The sequence below is a fragment of the Pseudomonas sp. rhizo66 genome, from assembly GCF_031931925.1.
Classification (GTDB): domain Bacteria; phylum Pseudomonadota; class Gammaproteobacteria; order Pseudomonadales; family Pseudomonadaceae; genus Aquipseudomonas.
Genome location: NZ_JAUJWZ010000012.1, coordinates 1 through 20030 on the forward strand (window position 1 = coordinate 1; position 20030 = coordinate 20030).

Annotated in this window: 8 protein-coding genes; 2 read left to right on the forward strand and 6 right to left on the reverse strand. The window is 58.3% G+C overall.

The window, feature by feature from the left end:
- Positions 1 to 135 precede the first annotated feature (135 nt).
- The 6 genes from QZR14_RS15440 to QZR14_RS15465 all read right to left on the reverse strand — a co-directional run bounded on the left by QZR14_RS15440 (position 136) and on the right by QZR14_RS15465 (position 17412).
- Positions 136 to 579, reverse strand: a complete 444-nt coding sequence (locus QZR14_RS15440) for a hypothetical protein (protein ID WP_311997021.1) — start codon at positions 577 to 579, stop codon at positions 136 to 138.
- Between the two features lie 3 nt (positions 580 to 582).
- The gene (locus QZR14_RS15445; RefSeq protein ID WP_311997022.1) at positions 583 to 13971 is read right to left on the reverse strand and encodes a hemagglutinin repeat-containing protein; all 13389 of its coding nucleotides are present in this window, start codon (positions 13969 to 13971) and stop codon (positions 583 to 585) included.
- A gap of 24 nt (positions 13972 to 13995) precedes the next feature.
- Entirely contained in the window at positions 13996 to 15702 is a 1707-nt protein-coding gene (locus QZR14_RS15450; RefSeq protein WP_311997023.1) for a ShlB/FhaC/HecB family hemolysin secretion/activation protein, read from the reverse strand.
- A 155-nt stretch (positions 15703 to 15857) separates the two neighbouring features.
- Positions 15858 to 16268: a lipocalin family protein gene (locus QZR14_RS15455; RefSeq protein ID WP_095050056.1), complete on the reverse strand. Its 411-nt coding sequence runs from the start codon at positions 16266 to 16268 to the stop codon at positions 15858 to 15860.
- 48 nt (positions 16269 to 16316) lie between these two features.
- Positions 16317 to 16865 carry a hypothetical protein gene (locus tag QZR14_RS15460; protein WP_311997024.1) on the reverse strand — a complete coding sequence of 183 codons (549 nt, stop codon included), beginning with the start codon at positions 16863 to 16865 and terminating at the stop codon, positions 16317 to 16319.
- A 97-nt stretch (positions 16866 to 16962) separates the two neighbouring features.
- A complete protein-coding gene (locus QZR14_RS15465) occupies positions 16963 to 17412 on the reverse strand; it encodes a winged helix-turn-helix transcriptional regulator (protein WP_311997025.1) in 450 nt (149 codons plus the stop codon).
- A 186-nt stretch (positions 17413 to 17598) separates the two neighbouring features.
- Here QZR14_RS15465 and QZR14_RS15470 point away from each other — a divergent pair, with 186 nt between their 5' ends.
- Positions 17599 to 18417, forward strand: a complete 819-nt coding sequence (locus tag QZR14_RS15470; protein WP_250606678.1) for an alpha/beta fold hydrolase — start codon at positions 17599 to 17601, stop codon at positions 18415 to 18417.
- A gap of 259 nt (positions 18418 to 18676) precedes the next feature.
- Positions 18677 to 19996, forward strand: coding sequence for a flavin-containing monooxygenase (locus QZR14_RS15475; RefSeq protein WP_250606679.1), 1320 nt, complete (start codon positions 18677 to 18679; stop codon positions 19994 to 19996).
- Positions 19997 to 20030: the final 34 nt, after the last annotated feature.

The following is a 20030-nucleotide window of genomic DNA, read 5'->3' on the forward strand; positions in this document are numbered from 1 at the left end:
CATTTATCTCTACCCGTTTACTCTCGCTATTTTTACGCCGCCCGCCCCTAGATGATATCTAAACTCACTTATCCAGGTAACCTTGCACAAGTGTCCTGTCATATAGGATCCAGAAATTCTTCGCCCTCTAGTTTTTCAAAATATCGAGAATTCCGAGCGAATATGTTCTGTCAGCCTGGCCAAATCCTTGTATGCCAACGGACCAAGTAAAGGCTCGTGAATAGATAAATACACTGCGGCAGAAATATTCGATTTAAACGCGCATTCTTCCACCTCCCACAGCCTGGAGGGCGCGATCATCCAATTAATCCCAGGTAGTCCCTCGCGCGACCGCCCAACAAGAGACCATGACAACGCCCCCTTGTAGCCTTCCACTGTGGACCTCAATTTATCAATAGCATCCTCGCTAATAAACTTGAATCTGAAAGCGATAAATGGAGGAAGCCCAGAATGATCTTCACGCCGTATTTCATTACCAATCTTCACTTCAGGAAATCGCTGCTGATATTTCCGCCATTCCAAGACGCCTATATCAGCAATAACATTGAGAAGAAGCCCTTCTTGATTCTCAATCTTCATAAACTAAAGACCTTTTAAGTTATCTGAAATCTTAACACCTTCGGGATTCATCCCTTTGATGTGCTGCTCCCAATCTCCTTTTGGAATCGGGTTCGAAGACAGACGCGGATCATATACATAGCGGCCATCTGTATAAACCTGATGGTATATCTGATCTGCTTCGATTTTGCCATTTTCAAATAGCGTTAACTTCCCAGACTGCACGGGCCTAACTTCTATAATTTTCCCTTTGCCTTCAGCGGCGTCAAAGAGTTTTATCGCAATTTCCGAGCAGTCGACGCTATCGCACGCTACCATTTTTTTGATCAGTGGGCTTTCCATTGCATCAACCACAGATTGGATAGGTGGATGTTCGGGATTTACTGGCCTGAATGGTCGATCCATTCCTGGTGGAATAAATTCGTCAGGGACCTTTTCAGGAGGTGGCGGCTCAACCTCCGAAGGCTTGACGCCATCTTTAGGAGGCAGATCGCCATCCTTAGGGACTGTCGTATCTACCTTCGGAGGCGTGACGTCAGTTTTTGGCGGGGTTACCGGTTTAACCGGATCAATGATCGGTACATCTGTGTCCCGTACGACGCTTGGCAGCTTAGTGATTTGAGTTTTAACAACGTCGAGATCAAACGAAGCTCCAATTTTCTTGACCGTATTCACCGAGACGTCGATACCCATTCTCGACAAGATCAATGCACTATTTGCAGAGCTGCTGCCTCCGCCAATCAGAAGCTGGATAACAAGCGCAACGGACTGGCCCATCTGCCGTCCGAGGTTTTCAGCGTTGGCATCGCCGCCTTCGACAGTTGCCTGCTTAATCTGGTCGATTTGAGATTTGAACGCGTCGGCAACAGCCTTACCCAGAAGCGCTTGGGCTTCATCGGAGCCTGCGAATTCCTCGATAGCCTCCCAGCTTTTCATAGGATCCCGCATAAGCATGACGGCGCTATCCAGAGTTCCCAAGCCCGCTCCGGCCATGCCATCTGTGAAACCCTTCATGACTCCAGCCGTTGTCAGGAGATCTTGACGCAGTGACGTCACCCCCCACTTTTCGATGATCGCCAACTTCTTGAGCACATTAGGCTCAGCATCAATTTCTTTCTTGGCCTGCACATACTGCTGCGTCGCTAACCAGTTGTTATCGACGTTTGCCGCAGCCGCGTTGTTCGCGGTGGCGGCACCATTCGGAGTACTCATGGCCGCAATGCCGGTCACGATGCTGGTGATGATGTTGCGTTTGGCCTCTCTCGATTCAGCGGTTTCGTTCGGATCGGCGTCAGCGAACAGGCCGGCCAGCAGACTGGCGGCAGATCCGCCCAAGGCACCTGCCGCGCAGCTCTGGCTGCTTGCGGCGGCGCCGGCACAACCGAGAATTGCATGCAGCGCTGCGTGTTCAGGGCTGCCTTCCTTCAAGCCTTTTTTCACGAGGTCGCCGATGTACGCCGAGCCTTGTTGCTGGACGTAGTTGACCACCATGTTTTGCGCGAACTGAGCGCCGCTCCCAGCCACGTTGCCGCTGATACCGGCGACCAGCGCCGTTGCGATTTGCCGGTAAGTTCCACCGGCGCCCCAGTTATCGCCAATCTCCTTGATCTGCTGATTGAGCTGTAAATAATTTTCGTGGTGCGCTATTCGATCGCTGAGAGACAAACTCTCATTGTCAGCAGCGGCTTTTTCAGCGTTGGCCTGCTCCTTTTTCTGATCGATTTCCCGCGCACGACTATCGATATACTGGGAAACGTTTTGCACAAACTTGCCGACGATCTCGAAATCCACGCCGATTTCCTGGGCGTCGAAAATCGGTTTTAGTTTGTTGCTGCCGTCACGCTCACTGGAGACATCGGTATTGATCGCGGCGATGGCCTGCTCCGCCGTCTGACCGGTCAACTCCTGCTGTTTGGTGCCATTGGTAATAGTAACGGCCGCACCGCTAATGCCACTGTGGGTGGTGCTACTGGAACTGTCTCCGGCGTATAGCACCACCGGCGTGGACATACTGACGCCACCTTTATTGGGCACCTTGGGACCATTGGGGTTGGCCGTAGCGCTGGCATTACCGTTGCCGTCACGACCGATACTGCCACCATAGCCACCGCTCAGGTTGATGCTGGTTGCGTCGTACTCAGCCTTGTTCTTGATGTCAGACGTGGTCAGCGTTCCAGTACTCAGGGTGTTCTTGCCATCGGCTACCGCTTTGTCGGTGCTGGCAATGACCGCACCCACAAGGTCGGTATTGCCTTTGACCTCAACCTGGAAGCCGCCATTACCGGCCTTGATTCCTGATTGCTCGCTGACACTGGCGTACTCACTGTTCATGTTCTGCGCAGCGATGCCTCCACTGATCGTGCTCATGCCTGCACAGATCGGTGGAACGCAAATATTGACGCCGATGTTTGCGCTCAATTGTTTGGAGGTGTAGGTACTGGTGTCCTGCTGGCTCTCAATATTGAGATCACCGCCCACGTTGACCTTGACCTGATCAGCCGAAACGACGCCGCCTTTGATGTTGGTGTCGCCACCACTCTCCAGTTTGACGCTGTTGCCGCCCTTGATATACGTGTTGGTATGGGTGACATCGTCCCCATCTGCCATACCACGTCCCGCGTTGGCAGCCAGCTCAAACGAGACACCGTTTTGTGCCCCGCCAAAGCCGATGCCGATCCCGGCGCTCCAGCCAGAATTGCTGTTGGTGCTTTCCTGATGCGCGGTGTTTTGTGCCGACAGCAGGTTGATCTCACCGTCGGCTTTAAGGCTGACGTCCCCGCCACCTTCAATCCGGCTGCCGATTACGTTGATATCACTGTTGGCACCATCACCTGTGGCAACGATTTTTACATTGCCGCCTGCCACGACATCGCTGCCCACCACGTTGCGCCCACTTTGACTGCTTTCGCTGTGGCTGCGACTGTCGCTCAGGTTGACACTGATCTTGATCCCGGCGTTCGGCGAGTTCATCAACGCCTTGCCCGCATCAACCGCCTGGTTGGCACTCATTGCCGCATTCACGGCAGCCAGCGCGACCATCCGGTCATCACTGGTTTTCTGCGCAGCTTCGCCCATCTGCTGAATACCCCGCAGAGCATCAAGCAATGGAATACTCACCGACCCGCCAATCGCGGTACGGCTGGTACTGGCGGTTCTGCTCGAATTGAGGGTATCGAAACCGGCCTCAATATCGACATGCTTGGCAGTGATGCTCACATCACCCAATGGGGTGACTAACTGGCTGGCGGATTGGGTGTAATGATCGCCCGCTGTGAGGCTGACATTGCCGCCCAGCGAGGCGATCTGACTACCCGATTGCCGAGTAGAATCATACTTCTCGCCTTCTTTTTGCTTGATGACACCTGTCGCGCCCTGCCACCAAGAGCCAATTTCACCAACCTTTTTGCTGCCGGATTTGGCGCTTGAACTCTCAGTGTTTTCAGCGCTGATAATTTCCAGATTGCGACCGGCATCAATCCCGATATTTTTGTCGGCAACCAGCGTGCTGCCCTCGACAACTGTATCGCGGCCACTCTTGATCTGAATGCTGCCGCCACTGATATCGCTACCAACCATTCGCGTCGAGGTCGTTTGCCGCTCCTGAGATTTCTGCGCGGAAGTCAGGTAGCCGGTGAGATTCGCACTGGTTTTGCTGGAGCTCTTCGATTGAGCTGTTGTTTTAGTTTCCTCACTGGCGCCTACCAATATGTCGTTGGCGGCCGTAAGTTTTATCTCCTCCTTTGCACGCAATGCCGCAGCCGCCAGCGAAATATCATGGTCAGCCTTCAGTTCGATATTTTTCGCGACCAGCTCCGTACTGTTCAAACGGGATTCAGTGACTTTCGATGAGCTGGACTTGCTAGAAGTCCAACCCTTCTTGGACGAAGCACTAGCGGTACTCGCGTAGTCTTCCGCAGCATCAAGATTGATATCGTGACCCGCAGTGGCGAGCAATGTGCCATCGCTTTTCAGCTTGGCGCCGGTGGCGTTGAAATCCTCTCCGGCAGAAATCGCCAGCTTGTTGCCTGCTTGAACAACGGAGCTGACCGAAACGGCGCTTTCGCTTTCAGACATCGTCGACTTTTTCTTGCCGAACGAGCCTTTTTTGGTCTTCGAGTAGTATGAGTGATCGAGGTTATCCGCGGTTTCCAGATTTACATTGTTGCCAGCAAACAGATAAGCCTCATCCCCGGCACTGACTCGACTGGCAATCAGTTCCAGATCCTTGCCGGCATTCAACGTCATGTCACCGCCGGCAGTAATACCGGACATCACCTGTCTGACCTGATCATCCTGACGCGACATTTTCTTGTTTGCAGAACGCGAATGCTCCTCGTCAGCCGCCGAACTGATCACCAGATTCTCAGTCGCCGACATCGACACATTTCGTTTGGCATCGATCTCACTGGCAATCACACTGATGTCACGCTTGGCATCAGCCTTGAAATCACGCCCGGCATCAATATCGGCGCCGAGTTGCGTAACGCTGCTGACAGCTCCCCTCCAACCCAGCGAGGCACTGTCGTTGACCTGCACGGAGGCCACGTTGACGTCGCGACCGGCGTTCAACGCCATGTCCTGGCCGCTTTTCAGGACGCCACCGATGACGTTGATATCCTTGGCCGCGTTAACGGTCAGGTCATTGGCAGCCTCAATCCGCGCTGCGTTGTCGGCAAAGTCCTGATGCCGGGTGACGGTGCCGTACTGGTCGTCCATCGAGGTGATGGTTCGTTCGTTGATCACATCGCCGGTGCGGGTCGTCAGGCTGACGTCCTTGCCGGCAATGATGCCGCCGGCCTTGTTGACGATGTTGTTGGTGGCCAGCAAGTCCAGACGGTTGCCCGCCTCGATCGAACCGCTGTTGACCAGATCCTTGCCCGCCGTGGCGGACAGATTATTGGTGGCCTTGAGCGTCCCGACGTTATCGAGGTTTTCACCGGCGATCAGCGTCACATCATTACCGGCAATCAACGCCCCGGTCGGGCCCAAACGGCCATTGGCTTGCGCCAGATACACCACCGGCACCAGGACTTTTTCGCCATTCACTTCGTGCTCTTCGAGCCAGACGATGTCGTGGGTCAGCGCGGCGACTTGCTGCGATGTGAGGCCGACGCCGACCGACAGGTTGAGCGCGTCCTTGCTGGCGATGGCGTTGTTCATCAGGTACTTGAACATGCCCTCGTTGGAGGTCTGGCCGTCGAGGAAAGCCTGACCGGTGCGGGCGGTGACGGCTTGCTGGATCAGTCGCTGTTCATAGAGACCATCGCCCAGGCGTTTGGCGCTCTGGTCGGGGTTGTAGCCGAGTTTTTCCAGCAGGTAATCGGAACTCATGAACGACTTGAGGTCGGTGAGTACCGGGTTGGTTTCGATCAGGTATTTGTGCGGATTCGAGGGCGCAGTGGTGTCTGGCAGGCCAGTGACACGCGTGACCGGACGGGTGTCGATCGACTCTTTGATGTCGTTACCGCGGCCGGGCTTGCCCGTGCCGACAGAGCTCTCCGGCACTTTTGCATCGACGTTACTGGCGACTGCCTGAACCATGCTTGGCGTGCGGTGGAATGTATCCACGATGCGGGTGCTGTCGGACACCTGCGCAGGTGCATCGATGAACAGGTTGCGCGGTCCGCCGCTGCTGGCGGCGACCATATGGTCCTGGGCATTCACCGACTCACTGCCGACTGTCCACGTCGGTGCCGGTCCAATGTTGCCGGCAGTGACGCCACTGCTGCCCTGCCCGCTCAGACGGAACAAACCGTTCTCGCCCGTCGGCAGAGAGAAGCCAGGCAGGCTCAGCGGATTGACTTGCTGTTGCGCAAGGTCCGGCGGCAACTGGCTGTTGATGCGCACAACGACGGTGCCGCTGTTTCCGACCGAGGTATTTGCAACTTTGTTGGTGCCACCGGTTGAGCTGTAGTCCTGATGGATAACGCTGTTTTCAACTTCTCGGGTGGCGGTGATCGAGACGTTGCCGCCTGCCTGAATCACTGCGTTGCGCGAGTTGGTGGTATCGGCAGCACCGGTGCTGTTGACCGGTTTCTCGACAGCAAGGCCTTTTTCGAACGGTGCCAGTTCACTCGGTATGGCCATCAGGTTATTCGGGTCATACAGCGATGGCGTTGAGGTTTCGAAGCCCGCGGTATACCCAGACATGGCTCGGCCATATTTGCGACTACCGACGTTTTCGCCCGTCTCGGCGTCGACGATAACGATGCCATTGCCCACGGTTTTGGCGATCGCTTTACGGATCAGGCCTTCCGGCGCGATGACGTAATACACGAAAGGGAAATCAGGGTTGTTGCGCTGGTTGTACGGCAGGATCACGTTGGCCATGAATTGCGCCGTGGTGCCCGTGCCCATCTCGAAGTTGTATTGGCGCGTGACTTCGACGGTCCCGCTTTTGGCACCGATATTCTTCAGGCTATCGGCGGTGATGGTGATGTTGCCGCCCGCCGCTACCGTGCTTTTGCTGTTGAGGAACGTGCCGCCGGTGAACGTAAAATCCTTGCCGACGTTGAACATCGCCGAGGCGCTGGTATCGGTGTCAAAGAATTGGTAGGTCTCGCGAGTGGCGAGGAAGTTGTTGAAGGTGCCGCCAACACAGTCGCCACAGCTGGCTGCAATCAACCCGGAGACCAATTTGCGTTCGACCGACGCCGTCGGCCCTTCTGTGCGGTTTTCAAACACATCGGCACTCAGCGTAAACCCGCGCCCGCTCTCCATCGAGCCGGAAATGTTGTACACCCCCGCTGCCCGTGCAGCGCCGCCATACCCGCCCATCACCACATCGCCCAGACCGTAGAAATCACCGTGCTGGTTGGTCAGCGTGCTGACGCCGAGGGTCATGTTGTTGCCGCTGAAAATCAGCCCGCGATCGTTGAGCAACGAAGGCGTGTTGATGATGAGGTTCTGCGCCGCACCCAAGGTGCCGTAGTTGGCAACGCTGCCCGCGTTGATCGTCAGGTCTTCGCTGGAGGTCATGCGTCCGGCGTTGCTGAGTTGCCCGCCGATATTGACGGTCGACGTGGCGCCCACCGCGAAGCTGCCGGCCGCCGCGACGTTCATCTGCGCGACGGAAAGGTAAGCGCCGCGCTGACTGGTCAAGCGGCCGCTGCCTGCGTAGGTTCCGCCGATTTGCATATCGAGGATGCCGTCACTGGCGATCAAGCCATCGTTGGTCCAGTTGCCGCCACGGATCTGCAGAGAATCGGAAGCCAGCAATTTGCCGCTGGCGGTCTGGCTGAATTGGCCGACGTTGACGTTCAGGCGACCGGCCTGAATGACGTTGGAGTTGCTCCAGCTGTCGGCATTGAGTTCCAGCAGCCCGCCGGTGACGATGCTGCCGCCAGCGCCGATGACATTGGCGGTGGAGATGTCGAACTTGCCGCGCCCGACGTGGTTCAGTTGCCCGCCGGCATTGAGCAGACCGCCAACGGCCAGGGTCATGTCGACGTTGGCGGTTTCCAGCACGCCGTTGCGGTTGTCGAGCACACCGCCGATCTGGAACAGGGTCTTGCCGGTATTGCCCAGCGAACGCAGGCGACCGTTCTGGTTGTCGACACTTGCAGCTTTTACGCTCAGTTGGGTATCGCTCTCGATGACACCCGTGCCGTTGCGCAACGCGCCGCTGAGACCGAAATCGATGCGGTTGGCAGCGATCTGCCCGCCAGCATTTTCCAGACTTGTGCCGGTAACGCCCAGCAGTCCTTTCGAATACAGCACTCCACTGCTGTTGTCCAGCGCCGCCGTGGTAATGCTGCTGTCGGCCGACTGCGCGGAAATGCGTCCGCCATTATTGTTCATCCCAGCCAATGCAGTAAGCGTCAGGCTCTGCGCCTGAATGATGCCGCCCTGGCGATTGTTGTTCAGGTCGAAACCGTTGCGCAGCACGCCGACGGTGCGCGCTTCCAAGGCGCCTTTGATGCTGGAAAGCGTGCCGCCACGGTTATCGATGTTCGCCGCTGTGACAAATACATTGCCATTTTGCGCGATGACCTTGCCGCTCTGGTTGTCGAATTCACCGCTAACTTCAAGGGTCAACGCGCCTTCGCTCTGGATCGAACCTTTACCGTTGCGCAGGCTGGCTGCGTTCAGTTGCACGCCGGCTTTCTGGCTGTAGATCAGACCGTCGGCGCTGTTGTTGACGGCGCCCGTTGCGGTGATCTGCAATTGGTCGTTCGCCGCGACGGTGCCCTTGTTGCTGTTGTCCAGAGAATCGGTGTGCGCTTCCAGTGTTTTCTGGCTGGCGATCTGGCCGTTCTGGTTGCGCAGATCGCTCACGCCTTTAATCAACATCGCGCCGCTGCTCGCCAGTTTGCCGGCGTTGTTGTTCAGCTCTCCGCTCAGGTTGAGGTTGATCGCAGCGTTGCTGGCGATCTGGCCGCCGTTGTTGTCCAGACGAGTGGCCGTGGCCGTGAAGGCCTGTTCGGCATTGATTGAGCCGCCAGCATTGGTGAATGCCGTGCTGACGAGATCCAGCGCCGCGCCACTGAAAATCAGGCCTTGGCTGTTGTTGAGTGCGCCGCCCAGCGTCAGGATTTGCCCTGCGCCACTGCTCAGGTTGCCCTTGTTGCGGTTGTCGAGACTACCTGCCTTGACGACCAGATTGCCTTGAGCAACTACAGCCCCGGCGTCGCTGTTGAGCAGCGCATCCTTGAGGTCGACCGAGACATCGGCGAACTTGCTGGAGAGCGTGCCGCTGTTGCGGTTGTCCAGGCTGTCGGCGTTGACGGTGAGTCCTTGCCAACCGGAGATCAGGCCTTTCTGGTTGACCAGCTCGGTGCCACGCAACAGCAGTTTTTCACCGCTGATGATTTTGCCGGAGCTGTTGTTCACGGCTCGGGCAATCAGCTCGAAACCGAGGTTGCTGGAAATCTCGCCGCTCTGGTTGTTCACCTCACGCAGACGTTTGAGCGTCAATGGCCCTTGCGCCGTGAGCACGCCGCGCTGGTTGTCGAGAACACCATTGGCCAGATCAAGGGTGACGCCTTTGTCACCCACCAGGCGTCCGCCGTTCTGGGTCAGGGACGTCAGATTCAGGTCGATGTCACCGCTGGCGGATACTTCGCCGCCATCGCTGGAATTCAGCCCACTGGCGTTCAGCGTCAGGTTGCCTTGGCTGTTGATCAAACCACCGTCACGGTTGTTCAAATCGGCACTGGTGATCTCAAGGGTTTGCGCCGCACTGATCAGCCCGTGGCCGTCATTGCGTAGCAGACCGTCCACGGACAGGCCGAGGTTGTCCCGGCTGACCAGGTTGCCGCTGCTGTTGTTCAGGCTTGCGGCATGCGCGTCGATGGTCGCTGCGCCGATCATGCCTTTGACGTTATCGAGGGCAGCTGCGATGCGCAGGGTCAGGCCTTGATTGCTCAGGAGCTTGCCGTTGCTGTTGTCGAGGCTTTGCGCGGTCAGGGTCAGCGCTTCGGCACTGGAAATGGTGCCGCCCTGATTGTTGACGCCGTTCAGTTGCTTGAGCAGCAGCGTGCCCGGAGCGTTGATCAAGCCACCGATGTTGTTCAACTGGCCGTGGTTCAAATCCAGACTCAGTAGCGTGTTGCTGAACAGTTTGCCGCCCTGTTGATCGAGGCCGCTGACCGAAGCGGTCAGCGCGTTCTGACTGCCGATACTGCCATCGCCACTGTTGGTGACCTGGCCGGCAGTGAGGTTGAGTGTGTCGGCGCTGCTCAGGCGACCATTGCTGTTATCAAAGGCACCGGTGGTGACCGTGACGGCACCTTTACCGCTGAGCGTACCCTGCTGGCGGTTGTCGAGGCTGGTGCTGTTCAGTACCAGCACGCCGTCGGTGACGATCTGGCCACCCTGGTTGTCGACGCTGGCCTCGCTGTCCAGCGTCAGGTCCGCAGCACTGGACAGGCTACCTTTGACGTTGGTCAATTTCGCGTTGTTGACCGTCAGCGTGCCTTCGCTGCTGACCTTGCCCGAGGTGTTGTCAAAGGCGCCGGTGAGATGCAGCAGCATGCCTTGCTGACTTAGCAATTGGCCGCCATTGTTATCCAGCGAGCGCCCCTGCAGGTCGAACTGCGAGCCCGCATCGAGCAGACCTTTAGTGCGGTTGAGCACTTCGTCGACGGTCAGCGTCAGGGCCGTGCCAGTGAAGACTTTTCCGCCGTCGCTGTTATCGAGTTTGTTACCCGTAACGCGCAAATCGCCTTTGCTGCTGATCTCGCCGCCACGGTTGTCCAGGTCAGCGACAGTCAGTGTCATGTCTTCGCTTGAACCCAGCAGACCGTTCTGCCGGTTATCGAGTTGATCACCCTCAATCTTGAGCACACCGATGGCGATCAACTGACCCTTCTGGTTGTTGACGGTTTTTGCCTGCACGCTGGCATCGGCCTTGCCGGTGATATTGCCTTCACGGTTGTCCAGTTCGTCAGCGCTGACGGTGAGTTGGCCGTCAGCGATGACGGTACCGAGCTGGTTATCCAGGGTCTTGTCGGTGGTGAGCAACAACTCGCCGCGACTGCTGATCAGGCCTTCGTGGTTGTCCAGACTGCCACTGTGGCTGTCCAGCGAGGTGGCGGAGATGACGCCATTGAGGTTGTTCAATGCCGCCGCAATGCGCAACGTCAGACCCTGCTGGCTGAGCAGTTTGCCGTTGCTGTTGTCGAGGTCGTGCGCGGCGAGCGTGAAGGCTTGCTGGCTGGAGATTTCCCCGCCCTGGTTGCTCACGCCGTTGAGGTTTTTCAACAGCAGCGTGCCGGGCGCATTGATCAAACCGCTCTGGTTGTTCAACTGGCCGTGATTCAGATCGAGGGTCAGATCAGTCTTGCTGAACAGCTCACCGCCCTGTTGATCCAGCCCGGTGAGCGAGACATCCAGCGCTTGCTGGCTGGCGATGCGGCCAGTGGCGTTGATGACCTGCCCTGCCTTGAGCGTCAGCGCCGCGCCGCTGGTGAGTTTGCCACCCTGGCTGTTGTCGAATCCGCCGGTCTCGACCCGGCTGCTGCCTTGGCCGTAGATCACGCCTTTGCGGCTGTTATCAAGACTGCCGCTGTTGACGGTCAGCAGGCTGTCGCTGTTGATCGAACCGGCCTGATTGAGCAAAACGCCAGTGCTGGTCAGTTTCAGGTTGCCGGCACTGCCGAGGCTGCCGTTACTGTTGTCGATGCGCGCAGCATTGACGGTCAGCGTGCCGTCGCTGCTGATCGCGCCGAGCGAATTGATCAGCGCGTCATCGAGGGTAATCACCAGACCGTTGAGGCTGCTGAGATTGCCGCCGCTGTTGTCCAGCGTAGTGCCGGTAACCGTTACCGCGCCTTTGGCGGCGGCGATCAGGCCTTTGCTCTGGTTGATCAGTTTGGCGACGCTCAGACCAAGGTTACTGCCGGAGAGAATTTTGCCGCCGTCGCCGTTATCCAGACGCAAGCCCTTGACGTTCATCAGCAGGCTGCTGGAGATTTCGCCACTGCGATTGTCGACATCGTCTACTGAGAGTGTCAGCGCTTTTGTCGTGCCGACCAGCCCGCCGTTGCGGTTGTCGAGGGTCTTGCCAGTCAGGCTCAGATTGCCTTGGGCAACCAGCGCGCCGCCCTGTTGTTGCAGCAGACCGATGGTTGCCAGCAGGTCGCCCTGGCTGGAAATCCGTCCGGCCGTGTTTTGAATTTCCTCAGCCGTAAGGTTGACGGGGCCGACCGCACTGACCAGGCCACCACTGTTATCCAGCCGGGTGCCGACGTAAGTCAGGCCAGCCTTGCCGCTGATCACGCCTTTTTCGCGGTTATCCAGTTGCGCAACATTCAAGGTCAACTGCTGGTCGGCTTGAATCAGCCCGCCCCGGTTGTCGACGACATCACTGCGCACGGCCAGCGTGCTTTTACCGATGACTTTACCGTCGCTGTTGAGCAAGGTGCCGGCCTGCAGATCGATGGCGCCTTTGGCCGAGGTATCACCCTTGTTGCGGTTGTCGAGCGTGCCACTGATGCGTGCAGTCAGGCCGCCATCGCTGACCAGCGCCCCGGCTTCACGGTTGTCCAGGCTGGCAGCTTTGAGAGTCAGCGAACGCCCCGAACCGAGCACACCGTCGCGGTTATCCAGCGCACCGCCGAGATCGATATTCAGGCCCAGGTCACCGAGAATCTGCCCGCTGCGGTTATCGAGCTTGCCGCCGGTTATAGTGATGTTCTGACCGCTGAGCGTGCCGCCCTGATTGTTCAGGGTTTGCGCGGTGCTGACCGTCAGGTTGCGGCTGGCGGTGAGGCTTTTGCCGGTGTTGTCGAGGTGCTGCGCAGTGAGGCTCAGGTCGCCACTGGCATTGCGGCTGCCGTCGGCATTGACGCCGGCTTCGATGGTGCCGGCGTTGGTCAGTTGGCCGCCGGCGCTGAGGATGAGGCTGTCGCGGGCCGCGAGGGTCTGGCGGTTGGTCAGGTTGCCCTGGGTTTGCACGTTCAGCGCGGTGCCGGCGTAAACCGGGCCGCGTGCGTCGAGGCTGGCCGCCTTGACGTTGACCGCGCCGGTGGCCGAGGTATCGACCAGACTCAGTTGGCCATTGGCGTCGAGCTGAATATCGCCGCCACTGGCAATCAGTTTGCCGTCGAGTTTCACCCCGACCCCAGCCTCGGTGCCGACCAGTTTGATCGCGCCGGCGTACATGCCGCCCAGCGCCGAGGAGTCGATGGCCAGTTGCGGCTTGGCGCTACCGTCATCGGCGCGGGCGGTGGCATTCAGGGTTTGTGCGTTGACGTCGTTGCGACCGGCGACGATCGTCAGGTTTTGCGCCTGAAGTTGCGCGTTGATCTTTGCGCTGCGGGTGATGATTTCAAAGCGGTCGACGTTGGTCGCGTTAAGGCCCGCGCCTTCGATGGCCACCGAGCCCTGATCGACCTGAAAACGATCCAGCCGACCGTTGTCGAGCACCGGTTTACCGGTAGTCAACGTCACACGCGGGGTGTTGATGAAACCGCACCCGTTGCAACTGATGCCGTAAGGGTTGGCGACGATGACCCGCGCCGACTGCCCCGCCACTTCGGTGTAACCGCGCAACTGGCTCGGGTTGCCGCTGATGACTTCGTTGAGAATCGCCTGTGCCGAACCGCTGTTCTTCAGGTTCGGGTTGCCAATGACGTGCCCGCCCAACTGCGTGTTCGAACTCTGCGCCGCGCCGTTATTGAGGATGACACCCTGCGCACCGACGTTGTAATCGTGAAACTGGTTATGCGACAGCCCGCTGGCATTGGGCGTGGCGATGTTGATGATGGGCACGCCATTGCCGGCGCGATCCAGCGAGGTATTCGGGTTGGCCACCACAATGCCGTCGGCCTGCGCCCACATCGGTTGCCAGAACATGACGTTCGCCAAGAGAAACGCCAGCCCGCGTTTCGGCATGCCCAGGAAAAGTTCGCGGTTTTTTAGGGCAGCAGCAGGCTGGCTGGCCAGAGGGGCCAGTTGACGAATGTCCATTTCAGAATCTCGGGGCGGGCGGTATTAGAGGAAGAAATCCAGACGGAAGTAGATCGGCGCTTCACGCTCGGTCAGCGCATCCGGGCGTTCCAGGGAATGGGCAAAGGTCACGCTGGCGGCAACGTGCTGACCACGGGCAAACAGATCCAGCGAACTGCTCGACATACGCCCGTGCTGATCGCCGTTATAGCGGCCGTTCTGGATAACACCCTGGTCATAACCGAGGCTCGTGCCGTATTCGGAGAACACCGGTTGCAACCACTCGACAGTCACCGGACGCGACCAGCGCAGATCGTTCCGCCAGTAACCACCGCTGTCACCGGACAATGATTGGTCCTTGTAACCACGAATCGACGACGAGCCGCCAAGGCTGGTGCGCTGCGGACTGAACAGCACGTCTTCACTGCGCTGGCCGGTCATCAGGCTGCTGAAGCTGAAGGACTCGCCCCACAACTTGAACGGCTGCAGGTAACTCAGGGTGGCGGTGTATTTGCGATAGCGCGCATTCGGCTCACCGGGACCCGGATCATGGCTGCCTTGAGCGTCGAAGGCGCCAATGCCCTCTTGCATACCGGCGTCAAAGTTGACGAAGGCACTGCCAACACGGCGACCATGGTTGAAGCCAAACTGCGCTTCGCTGATGCGGTTGCTGCTCAACTTGAGCTTGCTGTCTTCGATGAAGTTATTGGTGCGCAGGTACGACAGGCCGGCGCTGAGCGAGGTTTTGCTGACGGCGTCGCGGTGGATCACCCGCTCGGCGCGCAACTGATGGTTTTCGCTGTCGCCGGTCTGCTTGAAGTTGTAGCCGTTGGCGGCGATCTGCGAGCGGTATTCGCTCTGGCTGTAGGTGTAGCTGAAGGTCCACCAGCCCCACGGCAAGCTGTAGTTGAGCATGGCGTTACGCGAGGTGTGCTGATGATCGGTCATCGCATCGTGACCGCCGCGCAGGCTCAACTGATCAGCCAGGCCGAGCGGGCTGTCCCAGTCAAACGTGGTGCCCCACTGCTGCTCACCGGTGCTGCGCTGGCCGTCGTTGTTGCGTGACAGCCCGACTCGCCATGGCTTTTGCGGGGTGTTGTTGACCAGCACTTCGCTGCCACCGACGTTCTGGCCGGGCGCCAGCTCCATTTTTGCCTGGTTCGAAGGCAGACGATTGAGTTGATCGACCATTTGCTCGATTTCGCGCAGGTTGACCAGTTCACCGGTTTTGCCGGGAAAGGCCATTGCCAGTTCGCGCTCCGAGAGCTGGCTGTTTTCCGCACCCTTCATGCCTTCGAGCTTGCCTTCGACCACCAGCACTTGCAGGTGGCCGGTGGACAGATCCTGCTGCGGCAAGTAGGCGCGGCTGGTGACCAGACCTTTCTCGATGTAGTGATCGGTGATGACTTTGAGCAGCTCGTTGAGCTGAGGCACGCCCAGGCATTCGCCGATGTAGGGTTTGAGCAGGCGGGTTTTATCACGCTCGGAAAGACTGTCGGCGCCCTTGAGCTCGATGTCTTTGATCGGGAAACAGCGGGTATCGGTGGGGGCTGTTGGCTGCGCAGGCTTGGCGTCTTTGCCGGGCAGGTCCTTGAGTTCTTCGAGACGCCGCTGCTGCTCTTCGAGCAGGCGGTTCTGGCGATCACGGATAAGGTCAGTGTCGCCGGGTGTAGGGGCCGCAACGGCAATCTGGAGTGGAGACAGGCACAGCAACGCTACGCACAACCTCGCCACGAGGGCGGGTGAGGACATGTTCGATCCCTCGATACGAAAGTGACATCAAAATAGTGGCGCGATATTAGATGGCCATCATTTTGACGTCAAACAATCGTTTCAACCTTTTGTCGGGTTTGTATCAAGGATTGAACAAACGGGGCCGTTGCAGCCCCGCAATGCTTCTGACTGGCTTACCCGCGAATACGGTGCTCATCAAAGGCATAATCTTCCTGGCAATCCGCCGAAGGACCTTTCTCCACATTGACGTAATGCACCGTGTCAGCATCAGTAAGCTTGTAGGTGTAAACATCAGGCGCAGCGACGCCATTGGTTCTCAGCACACTCTTGCCATTGGTAGCTGTCCAGGTGCCATGCTCGGTTTGCACCTTCTGTGTCTGCTTGGCGTCGCGGAAAAAGGTTATGGAGAAAGTACCGTCGGCGTTGAACTGGTTTTTCCAGGACATGAACTGGCATTTGCCGTTTTCGTCGCGCTGACCTTTCCATGAACCGACCAGCGATGGGTCAACGACCGGCTTATTAGTGGCGCAGCCAGACAATGTGGCGGCCAGAATGATAAGTGCCAGGGAGAGATTCCGTTTCACAGAGTATTTCCTTTTTTTCGATAAATTCAGTGCGCTGTGCGTGCCGACTCAACTCTTTACGAGCGTGCGCTGCCGGGGCTGAGTAACGTCATAAACATGCTGTTCGCAATGCTCACCGCTGAACTGGAACTCCACCTGGTAGACCTTGCCACGCTCAGGAGTGAAAACAGTGGTCAGCGGCCCACAGGTATAAATACCCGCCGTAACCCGGCTGTTCGAATACCCCGAAACCTCAAAGGGCTTACCGGCATCCGCTTGTGCCTCCACTTGCGGGAAGCGCTTGACCGTGGCGCTGTTGGCCACTTCATTGAGTTTGGCGATCCAGCCGAAAACGTGGCCCCGACCTGAATCGACGACGGTGCCAAGCACTTCCATTCGGCGGTCAGGGTCATCCGCACGCCGGATGGAAAACTCCACCGGATTGGTGCCACCGGAGGCTTTCATGATGACCTTGGCGTGCTGGTCATCCGTTGCCACTTTGTTCTGGCCCAGTTGAACACCATCTTTCAGCAGGCTTGGAGAGGAATCCCGAACATTGGAATGGCAGCCTGCAAGCGTGAAAATCACAGTCAGAGGCAGTAATGCGCGTTTATTCACGGACGAAGTTTCTCGATTAAGGACAGGAGCCAGGAATGACATTAAAATAGTGGCTCGATATTAGTTGGCCATCATTTTGGCGTCAAACCTTTGTTCGTCAGTGCTCAACACCCCGTCGCGTCGCGACGCCATCGGGTGCAAGCAGGCGACCATCGGCCGACATCAACTCCAGCTTGCGAATCGGCTGCCGGTTTTGCGCATCAACCATCACCGACCCCGGCTCACCCGGCGCGTACATGAATTCACCGCCCCACTGCGACAGCGCGACGATCACGGTCTGCAAGGCTTTGCCGCGCTCGGTCAACACGTATTCCTTATAGGCGCCGCCATCGGCCGCTGGCAGCGCTTGCAGGATCCCCTGCTCCACCAGCCCTTTGAGGCGCGCGCTGAGCATGTTCTTGGCGATATCCAGACTCTTCTGGAAATCATTGAAGCGGCGAATCCCGTCCAGCGCATCACGGATGATCAGCAGCGACCACCAGTCACCAATCAGGTCCAGTGTCCGGGCAACCGGACAGGCATTGCCCTGCAGACTTTTGCGTTTCACGTAAACGTACTCCCTCGATTCAGTGCGCGGCCGGGCGGCTTTGAGTTGCATCATACAACTCTGCAGCCGATCGACGATTGCAGCGACACAAAACCAGCACCTGCATACAAGTAGCCGGCGCGCTTTGCGCTGATAGTGAATGTCGCCATTTCGGCATCACGTGCGATCCCTGACGCAGGAGTTTCCATGAGCACCTTCACCACGCAAGACGGTACCGAGATTTACTACAAGGATTGGGGCAGCGGCAAACCTGTGCTGTTCAGCCACGGCTGGCCGCTGGATGCCGACATGTGGGAATACCAGATGGAATACCTGAGCAGCCGTGGCTATCGCACCATTGCGTTCGATCGTCGCGGTTTCGGCCGGTCCGATCAGCCGTGGACCGGTTATGACTACGACACCTTTGCCGATGACATCGCGCAACTGATCAACCACCTGGACCTGCGCGAAGTGACGCTGGTGGGCTTCTCCATGGGCGGCGGCGATGTCAGCCGCTACATTGCCCGGCATGGCAGCGAGCGTGTTGCCGGTCTGGTGTTGTTGGGCGCGGTGACACCGCTGTTCGGCAAGAAAGCCGACTTCCCGCAAGGCGTCGATACCTCGGTGTTCGACGGCATCAAGGCCGGTCTGCTGCAGGATCGTGCGCAGTTCATCGCCGATTTCGCCGCGCCGTTCTACGGCACCAACCAAGGCCAGAAAGTCTCTGACGGCGTGCTCACGCAGACGCTGAATATGGCCCTGCTCGCTTCGCTCAAGGGCACCGTGGATTGCGTGACCGCGTTCTCGGAAACCGACTTCCGCCCGGACATGGCCAAGATCGATGTGCCAACCCTGGTGATCCATGGCGACGGCGATCAGATCGTGCCGTTCGAAACCACCGGCAAACAGGCGGCAGCGCAGATCAAGGGCGCTGAGTTGAAGGTCTATGCAGGTGCGCCGCATGGGTTTGCGGTAACGCACGCGCAAGCGTTGAATGAGGATCTGCTGGCGTTTCTGAATCGCTGAAACCAGCGCAGTGGTGAGGGGAAGATTCTGCTCACCACTGCACGTCACGCCATCCTGTTTTTTTACCTCGCAACCCCGAACCGATGCTCTGAAAGCCCCGTTTTTCAGGAGTTTCCCGGCCCTGCATCAGAATTTTATCTTCACATCCCAGCTTAATAATATTTTACCGATAACCCCCTCCTCCCTAGTCTGACCTCAAGCCAAACGGACAAGCCAACAGCGGCCCGAATCCCACTGCCTTGCTAGGAAGGATGTAGAGATGACCCCTGAAATAATAAAAACAGACACGCTGATCGTGGGTGCCGGCCAGGCAGGCGTCGCCATGAGCGAGCACCTGAGCAAACTCGGTGTGCCGCACCTCGTGCTGGAGCGCAATCGCATTGCCGAACGCTGGCGCACCGGGCGCTGGGACTCGCTGGTGGCCAACGGCCCGGCGTGGCACGACCGCTTTCCCGGACTGGAATTCGATGACGTCGATCCCGACGGTTTCGCCCCGAAAGAACGTGTGGCCGATTACTTCGAAGCCTACGCGAAGAAATTCAATGCACCGATCCGCACCGGTGTGGAAGTGAAAAGCGTGGTACGCAATGTCGGTCGTCCGGGGTTCACCGTCCAGACCTCCGAAGGCGTGATCGAGGCCAGCCGTGTGGTCGCCGCGACCGGGCCGTTTCAGAAACCGGTGATCCCGGCGATTGCCTCGCAAGACGAACGACTGTTGCAGATCCACTCCGCTGACTACCGCAACCCGCAGCAACTGCCGGCAGGCGCAGTGCTGGTGGTCGGTGCCGGCTCTTCCGGCGTGCAGATCGCCGATGAGCTGCAACGTTCCGGCAAGCAGGTTTACCTGTCGGTCGGCGCCCATGACCGCCCGCCGCGCGCTTATCGCAACCGGGATTTCTGCTGGTGGCTGGGCGTGCTCGGCGAGTGGGATCAGGCGGCAATGAAACCCGGCCGCGAACACGTGACCATCGCGGTCAGCGGCGCCCATGGCGGTCGCACTATTGATTTTCGCGGTCTGGCCCATCGCGGCATGACCCTGGTCGGCGTGACTGAATCGTTCAAAAACGGCGTGGTGACCTTCAAGCAAGACCTGCTCGGCAATCTCACTCGCGGTGACGAAAACTACCTGGCACTGCTCGATGCTGCTGACGCCTACATCGAACGCAACGGCCTCGACCTGCCGGAAGAACCGCAAGCGCGCGAAACCTATCCGGATCCTGAGTGCGTGAAAAACCCGTTGGTCGATCTCGATCTGGCCAAGGCTGGCGTCACCTCGATCATCTGGGCCACCGGGTTTGCCGTGGATTATTCCTGGCTGCAAGTTGCGGCGTTCGATGACAAGGGCAAGCCAGTGCATCAGCGCGGCGTGTCGAGTGAGCCGGGGGTGTATTTCCTCGGTCTACCGTGGCAGTCGCGCCGTGGCTCGTCGTTTATCTGGGGCGTGTGGCACGACGCCAAACATGTCGCCGACCACATCGCCACGCAGCGCAAGTACCTCGACTACCGCGATGCCGAACAGCGCGAGGCCGAGTTGCACCAGAACAGCCACAGCAAAGCCGCCGACACCGTCGACGCTTGATAGCCCTTTTCGCCCCGGCGCCGATTGCGCCGGG

What these genes read in the sequence shown, in the direction of transcription:
- QZR14_RS15475 (WP_250606679.1), top strand. Translation starts at nt 18,677, where the DNA reads ATGACCCCTGAAATAATAAAAACAGACACGCTGATCGTGGGTGCCGGC.
- QZR14_RS15450 (WP_311997023.1), bottom strand. Translation starts at nt 15,702, where the DNA reads ATGTCCTCACCCGCCCTCGTGGCGAGGTTGTGCGTAGCGTTGCTGTGC.
- QZR14_RS15440 (WP_311997021.1), bottom strand. Translation starts at nt 579, where the DNA reads ATGAAGATTGAGAATCAAGAAGGGCTTCTTCTCAATGTTATTGCTGAT.
- QZR14_RS15470 (WP_250606678.1), top strand. Translation starts at nt 17,599, where the DNA reads ATGAGCACCTTCACCACGCAAGACGGTACCGAGATTTACTACAAGGAT.
- QZR14_RS15445 (WP_311997022.1), bottom strand. Translation starts at nt 13,971, where the DNA reads ATGGACATTCGTCAACTGGCCCCTCTGGCCAGCCAGCCTGCTGCTGCC.